This is a genomic window from Brevundimonas sp. 1080 (assembly GCF_040545985.1).
Taxonomy (GTDB): Bacteria; Pseudomonadota; Alphaproteobacteria; order Caulobacterales; family Caulobacteraceae; genus Brevundimonas.
Window position 1 is genome coordinate 241,243 of sequence record NZ_JBEPMW010000001.1, and the last position, 15,098, is coordinate 256,340.

The 15,098-nt window shown below is 67.9% G+C and carries 16 protein-coding genes and 1 pseudogene; 3 read left to right on the plus strand and 14 right to left on the minus strand.

What is annotated here, in order from left to right:
* Positions 1-60: 60 nt before the first annotated feature.
* From ABIC32_RS01245 to ABIC32_RS01265, 5 genes are all read right to left on the minus strand, one after another.
* Complete coding sequence (locus ABIC32_RS01245) at positions 61-576, minus strand: F0F1 ATP synthase subunit B (protein WP_017505300.1); 516 nt, start codon at positions 574-576, stop codon at positions 61-63.
* The gene (locus tag ABIC32_RS01250; protein WP_017505299.1) at positions 576-1,148 is read right to left on the minus strand and encodes a F0F1 ATP synthase subunit B family protein; all 573 of its coding nucleotides are present in this window, start codon (positions 1,146-1,148) and stop codon (positions 576-578) included. The genes ABIC32_RS01245 and ABIC32_RS01250 overlap by 1 nt, the downstream gene beginning before the upstream one ends.
* 68 nt (positions 1,149-1,216) lie before the next feature.
* Positions 1,217-1,441 (minus strand): F0F1 ATP synthase subunit C, encoded by a 225-nt coding sequence (locus ABIC32_RS01255; protein ID WP_017505298.1) that lies wholly within the window; start codon positions 1,439-1,441, stop codon positions 1,217-1,219.
* Positions 1,442-1,499: 58 nt separating this feature from the next.
* Positions 1,500-2,291 carry a F0F1 ATP synthase subunit A gene (locus ABIC32_RS01260; protein ID WP_354071779.1) on the minus strand — a complete coding sequence of 264 codons (792 nt, stop codon included), beginning with the start codon at positions 2,289-2,291 and terminating at the stop codon, positions 1,500-1,502.
* Positions 2,292-2,297: 6 nt separating this feature from the next.
* Complete coding sequence (locus tag ABIC32_RS01265) at positions 2,298-2,657, minus strand: AtpZ/AtpI family protein (RefSeq protein ID WP_295207834.1); 360 nt, start codon at positions 2,655-2,657, stop codon at positions 2,298-2,300.
* Between the two features lie 251 nt (positions 2,658-2,908).
* Between ABIC32_RS01265 and ispH the strand changes: the two genes are divergently transcribed.
* Positions 2,909-3,880 carry a 4-hydroxy-3-methylbut-2-enyl diphosphate reductase gene (ispH, locus tag ABIC32_RS01270; RefSeq protein ID WP_354071781.1) on the plus strand — a complete coding sequence of 324 codons (972 nt, stop codon included), beginning with the start codon at positions 2,909-2,911 and terminating at the stop codon, positions 3,878-3,880.
* On the opposite strand, the gene ABIC32_RS01275 is transcribed toward ispH, so the two are convergent.
* From ABIC32_RS01275 to ABIC32_RS01300, 6 genes are all read right to left on the minus strand, one after another.
* Positions 3,877-5,424 (minus strand): sensor histidine kinase, encoded by a 1,548-nt coding sequence (locus ABIC32_RS01275; protein WP_354071783.1) that lies wholly within the window; start codon positions 5,422-5,424, stop codon positions 3,877-3,879. The two genes, ispH and ABIC32_RS01275, sit on opposite strands and share 4 nt — an antisense overlap.
* Before the next feature lie 108 nt (positions 5,425-5,532).
* Positions 5,533-6,204 (minus strand): SMC-Scp complex subunit ScpB, encoded by a 672-nt coding sequence (gene scpB, locus ABIC32_RS01280; RefSeq protein ID WP_354071785.1) that lies wholly within the window; start codon positions 6,202-6,204, stop codon positions 5,533-5,535.
* Entirely contained in the window at positions 6,201-7,019 is an 819-nt protein-coding gene (locus ABIC32_RS01285) for a segregation and condensation protein A (protein ID WP_354071787.1), read from the minus strand. Before ABIC32_RS01285 ends, scpB begins: the two co-directional genes overlap by 4 nt.
* Positions 7,020-7,025: 6 nt before the next feature.
* The gene (gene nagZ / locus ABIC32_RS01290; protein WP_354071789.1) at positions 7,026-8,075 is read right to left on the minus strand and encodes a beta-N-acetylhexosaminidase; all 1,050 of its coding nucleotides are present in this window, start codon (positions 8,073-8,075) and stop codon (positions 7,026-7,028) included.
* Complete coding sequence (locus tag ABIC32_RS01295; protein WP_354071791.1) at positions 8,072-8,854, minus strand: SPOR domain-containing protein; 783 nt, start codon at positions 8,852-8,854, stop codon at positions 8,072-8,074. The genes nagZ and ABIC32_RS01295 overlap by 4 nt, the downstream gene beginning before the upstream one ends.
* 76 nt (positions 8,855-8,930) lie before the next feature.
* A complete protein-coding gene (locus tag ABIC32_RS01300; RefSeq protein WP_354040489.1) occupies positions 8,931-10,121 on the minus strand; it encodes a deoxyguanosinetriphosphate triphosphohydrolase in 1,191 nt (396 codons plus the stop codon).
* Positions 10,122-10,251: 130 nt separating this feature from the next.
* On the opposite strand from ABIC32_RS01300, the gene erpA reads away from it, so the two are divergent.
* Complete coding sequence (gene erpA / locus ABIC32_RS01305; RefSeq protein WP_295208609.1) at positions 10,252-10,569, plus strand: iron-sulfur cluster insertion protein ErpA; 318 nt, start codon at positions 10,252-10,254, stop codon at positions 10,567-10,569.
* On the opposite strand, the gene ABIC32_RS01310 is transcribed toward erpA, so the two are convergent.
* The 3 genes and pseudogenes from ABIC32_RS01310 to ABIC32_RS01320 all read right to left on the minus strand — a co-directional run bounded on the left by ABIC32_RS01310 (position 10,553) and on the right by ABIC32_RS01320 (position 14,035).
* Entirely contained in the window at positions 10,553-10,750 is a 198-nt protein-coding gene (locus ABIC32_RS01310) for a hypothetical protein (protein WP_354071793.1), read from the minus strand. The two genes, erpA and ABIC32_RS01310, sit on opposite strands and share 17 nt — an antisense overlap.
* Positions 10,747-11,939, minus strand: a pseudogene (locus ABIC32_RS01315) (PepSY-associated TM helix domain-containing protein). The gene ABIC32_RS01310 and the pseudogene ABIC32_RS01315 overlap by 4 nt, the downstream one beginning before the upstream one ends.
* On the minus strand, positions 11,849-14,035 hold the full coding sequence (locus tag ABIC32_RS01320) for a TonB-dependent receptor (RefSeq protein WP_502909301.1): 2,187 nt from the start codon (positions 14,033-14,035) through the stop codon (positions 11,849-11,851). The pseudogene ABIC32_RS01315 and the gene ABIC32_RS01320 overlap by 91 nt, the downstream one beginning before the upstream one ends.
* A 118-nt stretch (positions 14,036-14,153) precedes the next feature.
* Here ABIC32_RS01320 and ABIC32_RS01325 point away from each other — a divergent pair, with 118 nt between their 5' ends.
* Complete coding sequence (locus ABIC32_RS01325) at positions 14,154-15,095, plus strand: alpha/beta hydrolase (protein ID WP_354071795.1); 942 nt, start codon at positions 14,154-14,156, stop codon at positions 15,093-15,095.
* Positions 15,096-15,098: the final 3 nt, after the last annotated feature.

The following is a 15,098-nucleotide window of genomic DNA, read 5'->3' on the forward strand; positions in this document are numbered from 1 at the left end:
GAAAAAAAAGGCCCCCGACGGCGACGTCGGGGGCCTTGTTTTATTCAGGATAATCCCTGATCAGTTCAGGCGATCGCCGATCTGGGCGATGGCGCTGTCGAGCAGCGGATCCTTGGCGCCGCTGGCGAGGCGCGCGGCCAGAACCTGTTCCGCCGACTTGGCGGCCAGATCGGCGGCGGCGGCCTTCACCTCGGCCGAGGCCTGGGCTTCGGCTTGGGCGATGCGGGTTTCGGCCATCTTCTGGCGACGGGCCAGGGTCTCTTCCAGCTTGGCCTTGGTCTCGACTTCCAGACGACGGGCGTCGGCTTCGGCCTGAGCCATCATCTCGGCGGCCTGGGCTTCCGCCTCGGCCTTCTCCTTGCGGATCTGGGCCAGCAGGGCTTCGGCCTCGGCGCGCAGGCGCGCGGCCTCGTCCAGGTCGGCCTGGATCTTGACGGCCTTGGCGTCCAGCGCCTTGCCGGCCATCTTGGGCACGCCAGCGGCGATCAGGATGCCGAAGAAGATGATCAGGCCGATGCCGACCCAGATCTCCGCATTGGCGAAGCTCCAGATGCCGTGTTCGAAGATCAGGTTCATCAGGCGGCTCCCTTGACGGCGGCCAGCTCGGCGGCGGTCGCGGCCTTGCCGGTCAGACGTTCGACCATGGCGGCGGTCGTGTCGGAGGCAATGGTGGAGACATTGGCCATGGCGGCGTCGCGGGTCTTGCCGATCGAGGCTTCCGCCTCGGCGATGCGGGCGTTGACCACGGCTTCTTCGGCGGCCTGACGGGCGTTGGCTTCTTCGGTCACGCGCGCCTTGGCGGCGGCGGCCGTGGCGCGGGCGTCAGCGCGAGCCTTGGCGACTTCGGCCTGAGCCTGGGCGGCCTGTTCGGCGGCTTCGGCCTGGACCTGGCGTGCGGTCGCGACGGCGGTGGAAATGGTGTCGGCCCGTTCGTCCATCACCTTGCGAAGGCGTGGGGCGAAGACCTTGGAAACCAGAACATACAGAATGACGAACAGGATCAGCAGATAGCCGATCTGGCCCGCCCAGTGTTCGAACTGGAATTGCGGCAGGCCGCCCGAGCCGTGCTCGGCGGGGGTCGCCGTCTCGGCGTGCAGGTCCGCTTCGACCGAAGGCGGGACCGCGTCGATGGTGTGGGTGCTGGCCATGAACTGTCTACTGCAGGATCAGATGAAGCGGCGCGCGGGCGAACCCCGCGCGCCGTGATCGACTGATATCAGCCGAAGATCATCAGGATGCCGAGCACGAAGGCCAGGATGCCCAGGGCTTCGGCCAGAGCGGCGCCGACGAACAGGTTGCCGACTTGGCCGGCGGCGGCCGACGGGTTGCGCAGGGCGCCGGCAAGGAAGTTGCCGAAGATGTTGCCCACGCCCAGGGCCGAACCGATCATGCCCAGGGTGGCGAGACCAGCGCCGATGTACTTCGCGGCTTCAGCGTCCATGATTGTATTCCTAGATTAAAGTCGTTGGTGGTTGGGGTGAAGAGACTGGTCCGGCCCTTTAGTGGGCGTGGTCCAGGTTGACCACATCGTTCAGATAGATGCAGGTCAGAACGGCGAAGACGAAGGCCTGGAGGAAGGCCACCAGGAACTCCAGAGCGGTCAGGGCGACAACCATGCCCAGCGACAGGGCCGCGACCGGGAAGGCCAGCAGACCGATGCCGCCGCCCAGGCCCAGAAGGCCCAGCGACACGACGAAGCCGGCGAAGATCTTCAGCGCGACGTGACCGCCCAGCATGTTGCCGAACAGACGCAGCGCCAGGGTGACCGGACGGAGGAAGAAGGAGATCAGTTCAATCAGGCCGACGGCCCAACGAATCGCGAGCGGTGCGCTGGCCGGCCAGAACAGCTTGAAGAAGCCCAAGCCGTTCTTGGCGAAGCCCACCGCCAGCACAACGCCAAACGTAAGCACGGCGAAGGTGGCGGTGATCGCCAGTTGCGAGGTCGCCGTGAAGGTCAGAAACAGACCCAGCATGTTCATGCTCAGGATCAGCAGGAATACCGTAAGAACGAACGGGAAGTATTTGCGACCTTCATGGCCGATGATGGAATCAGCCAAGTTATCGATCATGCCGAACACGCCTTCACCAGCCGCTTGCAAGCGGCCGGGCACCACTTTGGCGTTCGCTGTCACAGCGGCCAGGAAGCCGACGATCAGCAGGAAGGCGACGGTCATGGCGACGTGCGAGTTCGTCACCGCCAGATGGACAGGACCAAGCACCGGCACATCGACGATGCCGAAGTCCAGACCCCGGATGGGCTGGATCTGAAACTGATGAATCGGATCGGCCATGAAGCCCTATCGTTCCCCGTCTTCGTCGGCCTCGACGTAGGGCTCGGCCGGAGCCGTCGTCCCTTGCGCCTTGGCCTGCGCCATCAGCCGGTTGGCTGTGCGACGCGCCATGTAAATCGACAAGGCGAAGCCGAGAAGGACCCCGCCGATCAAACCCCACGGACGGGTCCCGAGGGCCCAGTCTGCGATCGCTCCGAACGCCAGCCCCACGAAGACGCCGCCGAGAAGCTCGGCGATGATCTTGTAGGCCTGACCCGACACCTGTTGGCCGGTCAGTGCGGCGGATTTCTCCGCCGTGGTCCGCGCCTCCAATGCGGATGCGCTGTCTTGGAGGCGTTTGATCGCCTCTTCGCGCGATTCCGACATGGGGGATAGGACCTGTGCGTTCGGCGTCCAGACGGTGCGTCCGGACGGGTCTGAATTCGGCGCGGAAACTAATCGTGAGCGGCCTACAGGTCAAGGCGTCGTGATTATAGCCTAAGACATTGTAGAATATCGACTTTCCATTCGCGCCCGCCCGCCGTGACGATGCGCCGCTGCTGCGGGCGACAGAATCCGTCGCATCCGCCCTTCGGCTCCGATGGCGGTCAGCGCCGCAAACGACTAGGTTCGCCGCCATGAATGCGCATGTTCCTGTCCCCAACGCTCCGCTTCGCCCGCTTTCGGTGCGGTTGGCCACCCCGCGGGGCTTTTGCGCCGGGGTCGATCGCGCGATCCAGATCGTCGAGCGCGCGATCGAAAAGTTCGGCGCCCCCGTCTACGTGCGCCACGAGATCGTCCACAACAAACATGTGGTCGAGCGGCTGAAGGCCATGGGCGCCGTCTTCGTCAAGGAACTGGATGAATGCCCCGACGACCGGCCGGTCGTCTTCTCGGCCCACGGGGTGCCCAAGTCCGTGCCGGCGACGGCGCGTGCGCGCGAACTGGTGTTCCTGGACGCGACCTGCCCCCTGGTGTCCAAGGTCCACGTCGAGGCCGAACGTCATCATGCGGCCGGCCGCCACATCATCCTGATCGGCCACGCAGGCCACCCCGAGGTCGTCGGCACCCTGGGCCAGTTGCCGCCCGGCACCATCACCCTGGTCGAGACCGAGGCCGACGCCGAATCGTTCGAACGCCCCGGCGACGCGCCCCTCGCCTATGCGACCCAGACCACCCTGTCGGTGGACGACACGGCGGGCATCCTGAAGGTGCTGAAGCGCCGCTTCCCCGAACTGCCCGATCCGCACAAGGAAGACATCTGCTACGCTACGACCAATCGCCAGGACGCCGTCAAGGCGTTGGGCGAGGGCTGCGACCTCGTGCTGGTCGTCGGATCCAAGAACTCGTCCAATTCCGTGCGCCTGGTCGAGGTCGCGATGCGCGCCGGGGCCCCGGCCGCCTATCTGGTGGACGATGCGTCCCAGGTGGACTGGTCCTGGTTCGACGGCGTGAACACCGTCGGCGTCACCGCCGGCGCCTCCGCGCCCGAACCGTTGATCGAGGCCTTGGTCGACGCCATCCGTGCGCGCTTCGACGCCACGGTGACCGAAGACGACGGCGCGCGCGAAACGGTCACCTTCAAACTGCCGCGCCTGCTGACGGCCTAGACGACCGCCTTCAACGGCAGGACGACGCGGAAGGTGCTTCCGGCGCCGGGCGCGGTGACGATCTCGATCTTGCCGCCCATCAGGGCCGCCAGACCGTGCGCCGCCGTCAATCCCAGCCCCAGCCCTTCGGCCGTGCGCGTCGCGCTTTCATCGCCCTGGGTGAAGGCCTCGAACAGGCGCGCGGCCTCCGCCGGCTCCATGCCCGGCCCGGTGTCCTCGACCTCCAAGGCCAGGCCCGCGCCCGCAACGGCGCGCAGCATCACGCCGCCGGTGCGTGTGAACCGCACCGCATTGTCCGTCAGCGCCGCCATCAGCTTTTCGACATGAACCGGGTCGCCCAGCCACTCGCCTTCGGCCGCCTCGACCGAAATCTTCAGCCCCTTGGCCTCGGCCGCGCCCCGGAAGTCGTTGGCGACCCGCTGCAGCAGGTTGTCGGGCCGGAAGGGTCGGGTTTCCAGCGCCACGGCCCCGTCGCGCAGCCGCACCACGTCTAGCAGCTCCTCGACCAGCCTCAGTTGCTGACGCCCCGACGCCTTCAGGATTTCAAGCCGCTCGCGCTGCTGCGGCGTCACCAGATCGGCCCCGATGATCTCGGCCATGCCCAAAACCCCGTTCAGGGGCGTGCGCAGTTCGTGACTGACGTTGGACAGGAACCGCGTCTTGGCCCGGTTCGCCGCCTCGGCCCGCTCCAGCGCCGCGGACAGGGCGACCTCCGAGGCTTTGAGGCGCCGCACGTCGGCCGTCGTGTTCCACAGGAGCGAGCCCGTGCCGATCAGCAGCACGATGAACAGCAGCAGCAGCAGTGGCCCGGCCTTGGTGAGGATCTGATAGCCGGGCTGCTCCGGCGCCCAGACGACACGGCCCAACAGGGCGCCGCCGACGTCGCGCACATCGACGCCGACCATGCCTTTGGGCGGCTCTGCATCGCCGGGCTGGAAGTGAATCCGGTCCAGCGCCAGCCGCGTTCGCAAGAGATTGAGCTCGCCGGCGAACGGTTTGAACGATGCGACGACCGGATCGGACGCCGGCGTCGATCCGCCCGCCGTATGTCGCACGACGGTGGAGGCCCCCAGCACATAGACGTCGTCGCCAACGCGAACGAACGCCGCCTTCAGCCGCACCCCGGCATCCGCCGTGACCGATCGGTCGCGGCCAGCGGCCTCGGCCCGGAGCGCGTCGATCAGCGGCCGGGCCGGCTGACCGAATGGCTCGCCGATCTGCGGCTCGGCCGGTCGGCCCAGGGTGCTGATGCGAAATAGCCGCCCGGTCCCGTCATAGCCCAGAGTGAATTGGTGTTTGTGCTGGGCGGCGTAGAAGGCGCCGAAGTTGCGGTCGTACCAGGCCACATCGCCCGCCGTCATCCGATCGACGGCCTCGTCCCAGACCGAAGCGGTGGTCAGGTTTTCGCCAATGGTCTCCAGCGCGCGCGTCAGACGCAGCCGCACCAGACCTTCTTCCTTGCTGGCCTGGTGGGCGTCGATGCCGCGACTGACGATGGCCAGAACTCCGGCCATTCCGACGATGGACGACAGCATCAGGATCATTGCGATCCTGAACGTGCTCCACGCCCGCCAACCCGTCTTCGATGTCACGCCACTCATACGGTCTGGCTTACGGCGCGCAGACTAAGACGGCGTGAACATCACGCTGGGTCAGCTTCGTTCGCCGACGAAGTCCTGCGCAAACTCGGGCGCCTCGTCGTCCAGCGGCAGGGTGCCGTCCTCGTCGTCGGCCTCCGACGCGCGGCTGGGGTCGGGCACCTCGAATCCGACCTGCAGCGACAGGTCCAGCAGGCCCGCCGCCTTCATCTCCTGCACGCCTGGCAGGTCGTACAGGGTCGCAAGGCCGAAATGCTCCAGGAACCGGTCGGTGGTCGCATAGGTGACGGGCCGACCCGGCGTGCGCCTGCGTCCGCGCAGCCGCACGAAACCCATCTCCAGCAGCAGGTCCAGCGTGCCCTTGGAGATGCTGACGCCGCGCACGCTCTCGATCTCGGCGCGGGTGACGGGCTGGTGATAGGCGATGATCGCCAGCGTCTCCAGCGCGGCCTTGGACAGACGGCGCGGCTCCTCGCGCTCCTGCGTCATCATGAAGGCCAGGTCCGGCGCGGTGCGAAAGCGCCAGCGGTCGGCGACGCACTCCAGCTCGACCCCCCGCCCCTCATAGCGGGCGCGCAGACCCGATATGGCGCGCGCGACATTGCAATTCTCGGGCAGGCGCGCGGCGATCTCGGCCGCCGTCAACGGCCCGGCGGCGGCGAACAGCAGGGCCTCGACCCGCCGTTCGATCTCGGCCTCGTCGGGCTGGAACGACAGGTCGCTCACGGCGTCAGCTCCAGAGGCTGGCCCGCCCCCCGGCGTTTCAGATACAGGTCCGCAAACGCCTCGCTCTGCCGGATGTCCATCGCCCCCTCCTTCACCAGTTCCAGACTGGCCGAGAGGGTCGAGGCCGTAAAGCTGGCCTGGCTGGGCCCCTCCTCGTCCTCACGGTGGGGCGCCACCTGTTCCAGCGGCGTCCACTCCGCCAGCTTCGGCATGATTTCGCGCAGCCAGTCGCGTGCGGCTTCCAATGGAAAGGCCTCGACCCGCTGGCCGGGGGCATAGCGCCGGGCCTCCTCGCGCCGGCGCTGCACCACATAGGCGCTCATCAGTTCGTACAGGCTGGCGTCGATCCGATCCGACGGCACGATCACCGTCGCCTCGGGGTCGCCGCGCGTGAAGACGTCGCGCTTCAGCTGGGGCCGGGCCATCAGCTGTTCGACGGCCTTTCGCATCGCTTCCAGCTTCTGCAGCCGGAACGCCAAGGCGGCGGCCATTTCCTCAGCCGGCGGCTCTTCGGCCTTGCCCTTGTCGGTGCGCGGCAGCAGCAGGCGCGACTTCAGATAGGCCAGCCACGACGCCATCACCAGATAGTCCGCCGCTAGGGCGAAGTTGCGCCTGCGCGCCTCGTGCACGAAGGCCAGATACTGTTCCGCCAGCTGGGTGATCGACAGTTTCAGCAGATCGACCTTCTGGTTTCGCGCCAGGGCCAGCAGGACGTGCAGCGGTCCCTCATAGCCTTCCAGATCGACGACGAAGGCCTCGCGCTCCTCGACCTCCTCGGCGTTGAAATCCAGATTGGGCTGGAAAGACTCCGTCATAGGTCTTTAGGCCTGCGCCTCACCCACGTCCGGCCCCTTGGCGACGTCCATGCGACCGCCCATGGCCTTGAAGAAGCGGTCGTGCCCGGCGACGGGATCCAGCGGCTCAGGCGTGCGCACGATCCGGCCCAGCGCGGCGTCCGCCCGGCGGCGCGCCCCGCCCTTCAGCGGCCCGACGCCCTCGGCGACCTGGCGCATTTCGTCCATGTCGCCGTTCCAGTGGACGACGAGATCGCACCCCGCCTTCAGCGCCTTGTGCGCGCGCTGGGTCAACGAGCCCGAAAGGGCGTTCATCACCAGATCGTCGGACAGCAGCAGGCCGCCGAATCCCAACCGCTCGCGGATCAGGCGAATGGCCTTCTTCGACTGCGTCGCCGGATGTTTGCGATCGATCGCGGTGAAGACGATGTGCGCCGTCATGCCGATCGGCATGTCCGACAGGGCCTTGAATGGGGCAAAGTCCCAGGCGTCCAGCGTGTCCAAATCGGCGTGAACCGTTGGCAAGTCCTTGTGCGTATCCGCAAAGGCTCGGCCATGGCCCGGCATGTGCTTGATGCAGGGCAGGACCCCACCCGCCAGCAGCCCCTCCGCCGCCGCCCGGCCCAGCAAGGCGACCGTCTCGGGATCGACGCCATAGGCGCGGTCGCCGATGATGTCGTGGGCGCCGGGAACCGGCACGTCCAGCACCGGCAGCAGATCGACGGTCACCCCGACCTCGCGCAGATCGTGCGCCATCAGACGTGCGCCCAGCCGCGTCAGCTCACGCGCCTGAGCCAGCTCGTTCGTCGCCTTTAGATAGGCGTTACCCGGCGGATATTTGGGCCAGTGGGGCGGCCCCATCCGCTGGACCCGACCGCCTTCCTGGTCGATCAGGATCGGCGCCTCGGGATCGCCGATGGACGCCCGCAGTTCGTCGGTCAGGGCCCGCACCTGTTCGGGCGTGTCGATATTGCGCCGGAACAGGATGAAGCCCCAGGGTCGGACCTCGGCGAAGAAGGCCTTTTCGGCCTCCGTCAGCCGATGTCCCAGGCAGCCGTAGATGGCGGCGGACGTCACCGGACGATGCAGTCCCGGCCCGCCGCCTTCAGCGCATTGCAGAAGGCCACCGCCCGTTCGCGCGACAGGCCCGCGAAGGCTGTGCGGTACAGGGTCGATCCGCTGGACGAGGTCACTTCGGTGACCCGCTTTTCAGCGCCCGAGGCGTAAGCGCCGAAGCGGCCGGCGACGGCGGCGTACTCACGGTCCGCGATCTCGGTCGAGGAGAAGGCGCCGATCTGGACCGAGGCCGATCCGCCGGTCGCGGCCGGAGCCTTGGTCGCCGGCGCAGCGACAGGCGCGGGCGCGGGGGTCGTCGGACGCGGCGCAGGCGCGGCCGGCGTCGCCGTATTGGCGGGCGGCAGGCCCTGTCCGGTCGGTGCGGCGGTCGGCGGCGCGGCCGGACGCGGCTGGGGCGCCTCGGGCGGCGGGGTGAAGGTCACGGGCGCATCGGTCGTCTCGGTCTCGTCGCGATAGACGCGCACGCCCTCGGCCGGATCGATCGGCTGCGCGTCGATGGGCGCGGCGGTCTTCATCTCGCCGACCGGCTGACCCACGGCCGGCGGCGCGTCGGTCGAGGCGCGAAGCCCTGACCGCCCGTAAAGCCAGGCAACGGCGACTGCGATCAAGATCAAAACGACGACGCTGATGATCAGCGTCACCGGCGGCGCCTTGCCTCCGCCCGAGCCCACATTGCGGCCGCTGCGCGGGTCATAGCTGTTGCGGCGGAACGGCAGGTCGTCGTCGGTCGGCGGCGTATAGGCGCCCCGGCCGGGTTTGTTGTCGTCTTCAAAGGACATGGTCGCGCTCCGCCGTCTGTCGGCGCGAATCGGCGCGCCGAACGATCACTCTACGCCCCCGCGTGCATCTTTCGAATCACAGATCGAGGGCGAGGTCGAGGCTGAACAGCTTCTGGTGCACTTCTATGGCGTAACGGTCGGTCATGCCGGCGATATAGTCGCACACGGCGCGCGCCCGCTGCGTCTTGTCCGGGGTCATGGCCGGTTCGCCCCACTCCGGCGGCATCACCTCCGGCTCGGCCATGAACAGTTCGAACAACTGCGACAGCACGCGCCGGGCCTGGCTGCGGGTGCGATTGACGCGGTAATGGCGATACATCCGCTCGAACAGGAACTTCCTCAGCACCGCCAGGTCGACGTGCATGGCGTGCGAGAAATCCACCATCGTGCGCCTGGCCATCCGCACGTCCTCGGTCGTGACGATCCGGTCTTCCTCCAGCCGCTGCGCCGTCTCGGCCAGCACATCCTCGACCATGACGCCGATCATCCGCCGCACCGCCTCGATGCGCAGCATCCGGTCGTCGATGTCGGGATATTCGCGGCGCACCTCGGCCAACATCGGGCCGATCAGCGGCACCTGATCCAGATCGCGCAGGGTGATCAGACCCGCCTGCACACCGTCGTCCACGTCATGATTGTTATAGGCGATGTCGTCGGCGATGGCCGCGCACTGGGCCTCCAGCGAGGCGAACGTCCCCAGCCGCAGGTCCCACCCTGCCTCGCCGTCGGCTGCATAGGGACGCACGACCGACCAGGCCGGCTCGTCCAGGCGGTGCGACACCGGGCCGTTGTGCTTGATGACGCCCTCGACCGTCTCCCAGCTCAGGTTCAGCCCGTCGAACTGCGGATAGCGGTTCTCCAGTTCGGTCACGACGCGGAAACTCTGGACGTTGTGGTCGAACCCGCCGTAGTCGCGCATCTGCACCACCAGCTCGTCCTCGCCGGCATGGGCGAAGGGCGGATGGCCCAGGTCGTGGGCCAGGGCGATGGTCTCGGCCAGGTCGTCGTCCAGCCTCAGCGCATGGGCCAGCGACCGCGCGATCTGCGCAACCTCAAGCGAATGGGTCAGGCGGGTGCGGTAGTGATCGCCCTCATGGGCCACGAAGACCTGGGTCTTCTCCTTCAGCCGCCGGAACGCCGTCGCATGGATGATGCGGTCACGGTCCCGCGCAAAGGCGGTGCGCGTGCGGCTGGCAGGCTCGAAAACGCGGCGGCCCTGGGTCAGGTCGGCGCGTTCGGCGTAGGAAGCGAGATCGGTCTGGCTCAAGTCATCAACTTTAAAGCGGCGGCCCTTTGCGAACGGCCCTGCCCGCCTCATATAGACAGCCGTGAGCACCGTCCAATCCACAGAACCATCCACACCCGCCTTCACCGTCGCCACGCGCGCGCCGGAAGGCATCGTCCTGGCCGCCAGCGCCGCCAAGCGACTGGCCAAGCTGGGCGCGGCCGAGGGCAAGACCCTGATGCTGCGCGTCGCGGTGGACGGCGGCGGCTGCTCGGGCTTCCAGTATCGGTTCGAACTGGTCGAGACGGCCGAGGACGACGATCTGCGCATCCAGGCCGACGGCCAGACCGCCCTCATCGACCCCGTCTCGATTCCCTTCCTGAAGAATTCCGAGATCGCCTACGTCGATGAACTGGCCGGCGCCCAGTTCGTAGTCAGGAACCCGAACGCCGCCTCCAGCTGCGGCTGCGGCGTCAGCTTCTCGATCTGACGACGGCCCAGCCGGTCGCCAGCATGGGCGAGGCCAGCAAGGCCGCAAAGGCCCAGTCCCACACCCCATCCTGCAGCAGCGCGCCCACCAGCCCGATCAGGCTGAGCGCGAACAGGACGATGGGCGCGCGAAAGATGGCCCACAGGCTCAGGTCCCTCGGATTGTGACGGCGACGGCTCACGCCCTCCGCCTCCCCTTGCCCAGCCACAGATAAAGACCGGACCCCAAAATCACGATGGTGGCGATGTCCAGGAGCGCCCACAGGATCTTCAGCGCCAGCCCGCCGTAGTCGCCGAAATGCAGCGGCTGCGACAGCGACAGGGTCTTCACATACCAGGGCATCGGCGCCACCGCCGCCAGTTCGCCCGTCCGCGCGTCGATCAGGGCCGGCGTCGTCATATGCGTCGTCAGCGGCGTGTCGCCGTGGAAGAAGACGGCATAGTGATGGTCGGTCGAATAGTCGGTCCCCGGAAACGCCACGAACTGCAGCTTCATGCCCGGCAGCGCCGCCTTGGCCCGCTCCACCGCCGCGTCCAGCGAGGCCCGGCCCTGCGCGGGCGCCGGGGCGTCATAGGCGACCGTCAACTCCTTCAGCGCCGTCTCTTTCCAATAGGCCAGGATGGGCGTGGCCAGGGTGTTAACCACCCCCGTCAGCCCCACCACCAGCACCCAGGCCGCCGTGACCACGCCCAGCAGATTGTGATAGTCCAGCCACCGCGTCCGCGCCGCCTTTTTGACCCGCACCGTGCCGAACGGCAGCCGACGCATGAAGGGCGCATACAGCACCACGCCCGACACCACGGCGACGACCAGCAACAGCCCCATCGCGCCCAGAAACAGCATTCCCGGCAGCCCCAGGAACATGTCGGTGTGCAACTGAAGCAGGAACTCCATCACCGGATGACCGGCGACCAGCGGCGCGCCCTCGCCGCTGGTCTGATCGATGGGCTCGAAACTGTATTTGCCGGCCGGGGCGTCGGGCGCGCGACTGGTGACGTTCACCACCGGCCGATCCTCGTCGAAGCTCATGAAGGCCGGAACCTCGCCCGGATGTTTGGCCAGACCCGCGGCCAGCACCTCGTCCAGCGTCAGCAGTCGGCCGTCTGGGTTCTTGGGGGCCCACGGCTCATGCAGCAGCGCCTCGTTCAGCTCATGGCTAAACACCAGCGGCAGTCCCGTGACGCACAGCATCAGCAGGAACAGGGTCGAGATCAGGCTCGACCACTTGTGCGTCCAGGTCCAGGCGCGGATCGTCCGGGCGTGCATCGGCCGGCGCGGATCAGAACTCGGTCGAGACCGACAGACGCAAGGTCCGCGGCGCGCCCAGCGTCAGATAGTTCGATCCCGGATAGCCGCCGACGGCGACCCACTGATCCTCGTCCGCGACATTCTCGACCCGCGCGCGCAGCGTCACCGGCTTTTCGCCCGCCACGAAGGCGTAGCGCACCCCGGCGTCGAACCGGGTCCAGCTTTCCAGCTCCAGCGTATTCGTCGCATCCCCCGGCTGAGCGCCGGTATGGACCGCCCGGCCCTCGACCGTCAGGCCGCTGACCATCGGCACGTCCCACTCGACGTTCAGATTGGCCTGAAAGTCCGGCACGCCGATCGCCGACTTGCCCGCATTGGCGGCGGTCAGCGACCGATTGATCTCGGCGTCCAGCCATGTCGCGCCGCCGATCAGACGCAGTCCGGCGATCGGTTCGCCATAGACCGTCAGCTCGACGCCCTTGTTCTCCTGCTCGCCGCCGTCCGAATAGACAGCGGTATTCGGATCGAAAAAGGCGCTGGGCAGGGTCGTGCGGAAGACGCTCAGCGTGCCGCCGTACGAACCGGCGTCGTATTTGGCGCCGATCTCGGCCTGCTCGGCGCGGAACGGCGACAGCACTTCGCCGCCGTTCACCACCGTCACGCCATTGACCACCGCCGGCGCGGTCGTGCCCGGAATCAGGGCTTCGGCATAGTTGGCGTACAGCGAGATCGTGTCGCTGGGCTTGTAGACCACGGCGAAGGCCGGCGTCGTCGCGTCGCTGGAATAGCCCGACGTGAATGCGCCGTCGGCATAGGCATAGGATCGGGTTTCGATCTCCTGATAGCGGACGCCGACAGTCGCCAGCAGCCGTCCATCCAGGAAGGACAGCACATCGGCGACGGCGAAACTGGTGTTCTTGACCCGCTCGGTGACGTTGGGATCATCCAGATCGCCCGAGACGCTTGCGATGGCCGGCGCCGGCGACAACAGCGGATTGGCCAGCGTCCCCATCGCATAGCCGGCGAAGCTCGACGCCGCCCAGGCGTTCTTGGACTTGGACTGGATCTGCGAGGCCGAAGCGACCAGACGATGTTCAATCGGGCCGGTCGTCAGGTCGGCGCGCACGCCGATGTCGCCCGACCAGACCGTGTCCTCGCGGATATTGTCGAAGCGATAGCCGCGGATCGCGCCCGCCGCATCGGCGCGCGGATTGGCCAGGCTGTTGTCTTCCTCGCCCTGACGCCCGCCGAAAGCGGCCCAGGCGCTGATGCTGTCGGTCAGGTCGAGCTCGCCGCGCACGGCGCCGAACAGCTGTTCCTCGTCGGTGTAGGTCCAGCGCTGGGCGAAGTTCTTGTCGGCCGAGGGCGCGTCAGGGATGGCGGTTCCCGGCGTCACGCTGGGACGGGGCGCGTCGATCCGGTGATCCTGCCAGCCCAGATCGGCCGAAAACCGGGCGCGATCGCCTCGGCGGTCCAGTCCAAGGCCGACGACCCGCAGTTGGCCGGTCTCGTCCTCGACGGCGCTTTCGCCCGCACGGCTGGCGATGTTCAGGCGCGCGCCCCATTCGCCTTCGGTGCCAAAACGGCGAGCCAGGTCGGCGGCGGCGTAGATTTCGTCATGGCCCGACACGCCCCCGGTCAGGCGCGTCAGGGGGGCGTCCCCCGCCCGCTTCGGCGTCAGGTTGAAGGCGCCGCCGACCCCGGTTCCGCCCGGCGCGGCGCCGTTCAGGAAGGTGGAGGCCCCGCGAAACACCTCGACCCGCTCGACCAGCTCGGCCGCCACGAACTGGCGCGGCAAAACGCCATAGAGGCCGTTGTAGCTCATGTCGTCCGAATAGACCGGGAAACCGCGAACGACATACAGCTCCTGGAAATTGCCGAACCCCTTGGACACCCGCACCGTCGGATCGTTCTGCAGCACGTCGCCAATGCCGCGCGCCTGCTGATCACGCACCAGCTTTTCAGTGTAGTTGGTGGTCGAGAACGGCGTGTCCATCACGCCCAGATTGCCCAGCAGGCCGATGCGTCCCCCACGCGCCACCTGACCGCCCGCCGCCGGGGCCGTCAGCCGCACCTGCGACCCCGTCACCACAATCTCGCCCAGCTCCGCCGGGGCCGTCGCCTGCTGCGCCAAGGCCGGCGAGGCGAGCGTCAGCGCAAGGGCGCTGGCGGTCAAAAGAACGGAGGCACGGCGAAGGCAGGGCATTTTGATACGCATTCTCAAAATCAAGTTGCGCGTCCCTAGCCCGATCGGTGGGCGCAAAGCAATCCGCCGCGCCCGCGACATATTGCATTCGAGCGGTTTCTCGTCTGACCTCTCCACAAAGGAGACTGCAATGTTGACGCTGACCCAGGCCCTTGTCGCCGCCAGCCTGCTCGCCGGCCCGGTCTCGACCGACATCGCCCTGCCTGCCCAGCCCGCGGCCTTGCGTGGCACGCTGCTGACGCCCGAGGCGCCCACGGCCGTCGCCGTCATCCTGCCCGGCTCCGGCCCGACCGATCGGGACGGGAACAGCCCGATGGGCGTCGCCGCCTCCACCTATCGGCTGCTGGCCGAGGGCCTGGCGGAACAGGGGATCGCCACCGTGCGCATCGACAAGCGCGGCATCGCGGCCAGCGCCGCCGCCGGGCTCGACGAAACCAGGCTGCGTTTCGACGACTACGCCGCCGACGCCCGCGCCTGGGCCACGGAGGCTGCCTCGCGCGCCGGAAAGCCCTGCGCCTGGTTGATCGGCCACAGCGAAGGCGCCCTGGTCGCCCTGAAGGCGGTCGAGAGCGGAGACGACAAGATTTGCGGCCTGATCCTGCTGTCCGGCGCCGGTCGCCCGGCCGGCGTGGTGATCCGCGAACAGCTCCAGGCCGGCATGCCCGAACCCCTGAAGACCCAGGCCTTCGCGGTCCTGACCGAGCTTGAGGCCGGCCGCACCGTCGCCGACACGCCGCCTGCGCTGGCGGCCCTGTTCCGTCCCTCGGTCCAGCCCTATCTGATCTCGTGGCTGCCGCTGGACCCCGCCGCCCTGCTCGCCGCCTACGACGGCCCGGTCTTCATCGGCCAGGGAACCACCGATCTCCAAGTCACCGTCACGGACGCCCAAGCCCTCGCCGCCGCCGACCCCAAGGCCACGCTGATACTCTGGGACGGCGTGAACCACCTCCTCAAGACCGCCCCCGCCGACCGCGCCGCCAATCTGGCGACCTACGCCGATCCAGCGTTGCCGCTCGCGCCGGGCGTGGCGCAGGATGTGGCGGCGTTCATTCGGGCGAATGGGAAGCGCTGAGCG

What these genes read in the sequence shown, in the direction of transcription:
- ispH (WP_354071781.1), top strand. Translation starts at nt 2,909, where the DNA reads ATGAATGCGCATGTTCCTGTCCCCAACGCTCCGCTTCGCCCGCTTTCG.
- ABIC32_RS01285 (WP_354071787.1), bottom strand. Translation starts at nt 7,019, where the DNA reads ATGACGGAGTCTTTCCAGCCCAATCTGGATTTCAACGCCGAGGAGGTC.
- ABIC32_RS01320 (WP_502909301.1), bottom strand. Translation starts at nt 14,035, where the DNA reads ATGCGTATCAAAATGCCCTGCCTTCGCCGTGCCTCCGTTCTTTTGACC.
- ABIC32_RS01265 (WP_295207834.1), bottom strand. Translation starts at nt 2,657, where the DNA reads ATGTCGGAATCGCGCGAAGAGGCGATCAAACGCCTCCAAGACAGCGCA.
- ABIC32_RS01250 (WP_017505299.1), bottom strand. Translation starts at nt 1,148, where the DNA reads ATGGCCAGCACCCACACCATCGACGCGGTCCCGCCTTCGGTCGAAGCG.
- ABIC32_RS01260 (WP_354071779.1), bottom strand. Translation starts at nt 2,291, where the DNA reads ATGGCCGATCCGATTCATCAGTTTCAGATCCAGCCCATCCGGGGTCTG.
- ABIC32_RS01245 (WP_017505300.1), bottom strand. Translation starts at nt 576, where the DNA reads ATGAACCTGATCTTCGAACACGGCATCTGGAGCTTCGCCAATGCGGAG.
- ABIC32_RS01295 (WP_354071791.1), bottom strand. Translation starts at nt 8,854, where the DNA reads ATGTCCTTTGAAGACGACAACAAACCCGGCCGGGGCGCCTATACGCCG.
- ABIC32_RS01325 (WP_354071795.1), top strand. Translation starts at nt 14,154, where the DNA reads ATGTTGACGCTGACCCAGGCCCTTGTCGCCGCCAGCCTGCTCGCCGGC.
- ABIC32_RS01255 (WP_017505298.1), bottom strand. Translation starts at nt 1,441, where the DNA reads ATGGACGCTGAAGCCGCGAAGTACATCGGCGCTGGTCTCGCCACCCTG.
- ABIC32_RS01275 (WP_354071783.1), bottom strand. Translation starts at nt 5,424, where the DNA reads ATGATCCTGATGCTGTCGTCCATCGTCGGAATGGCCGGAGTTCTGGCC.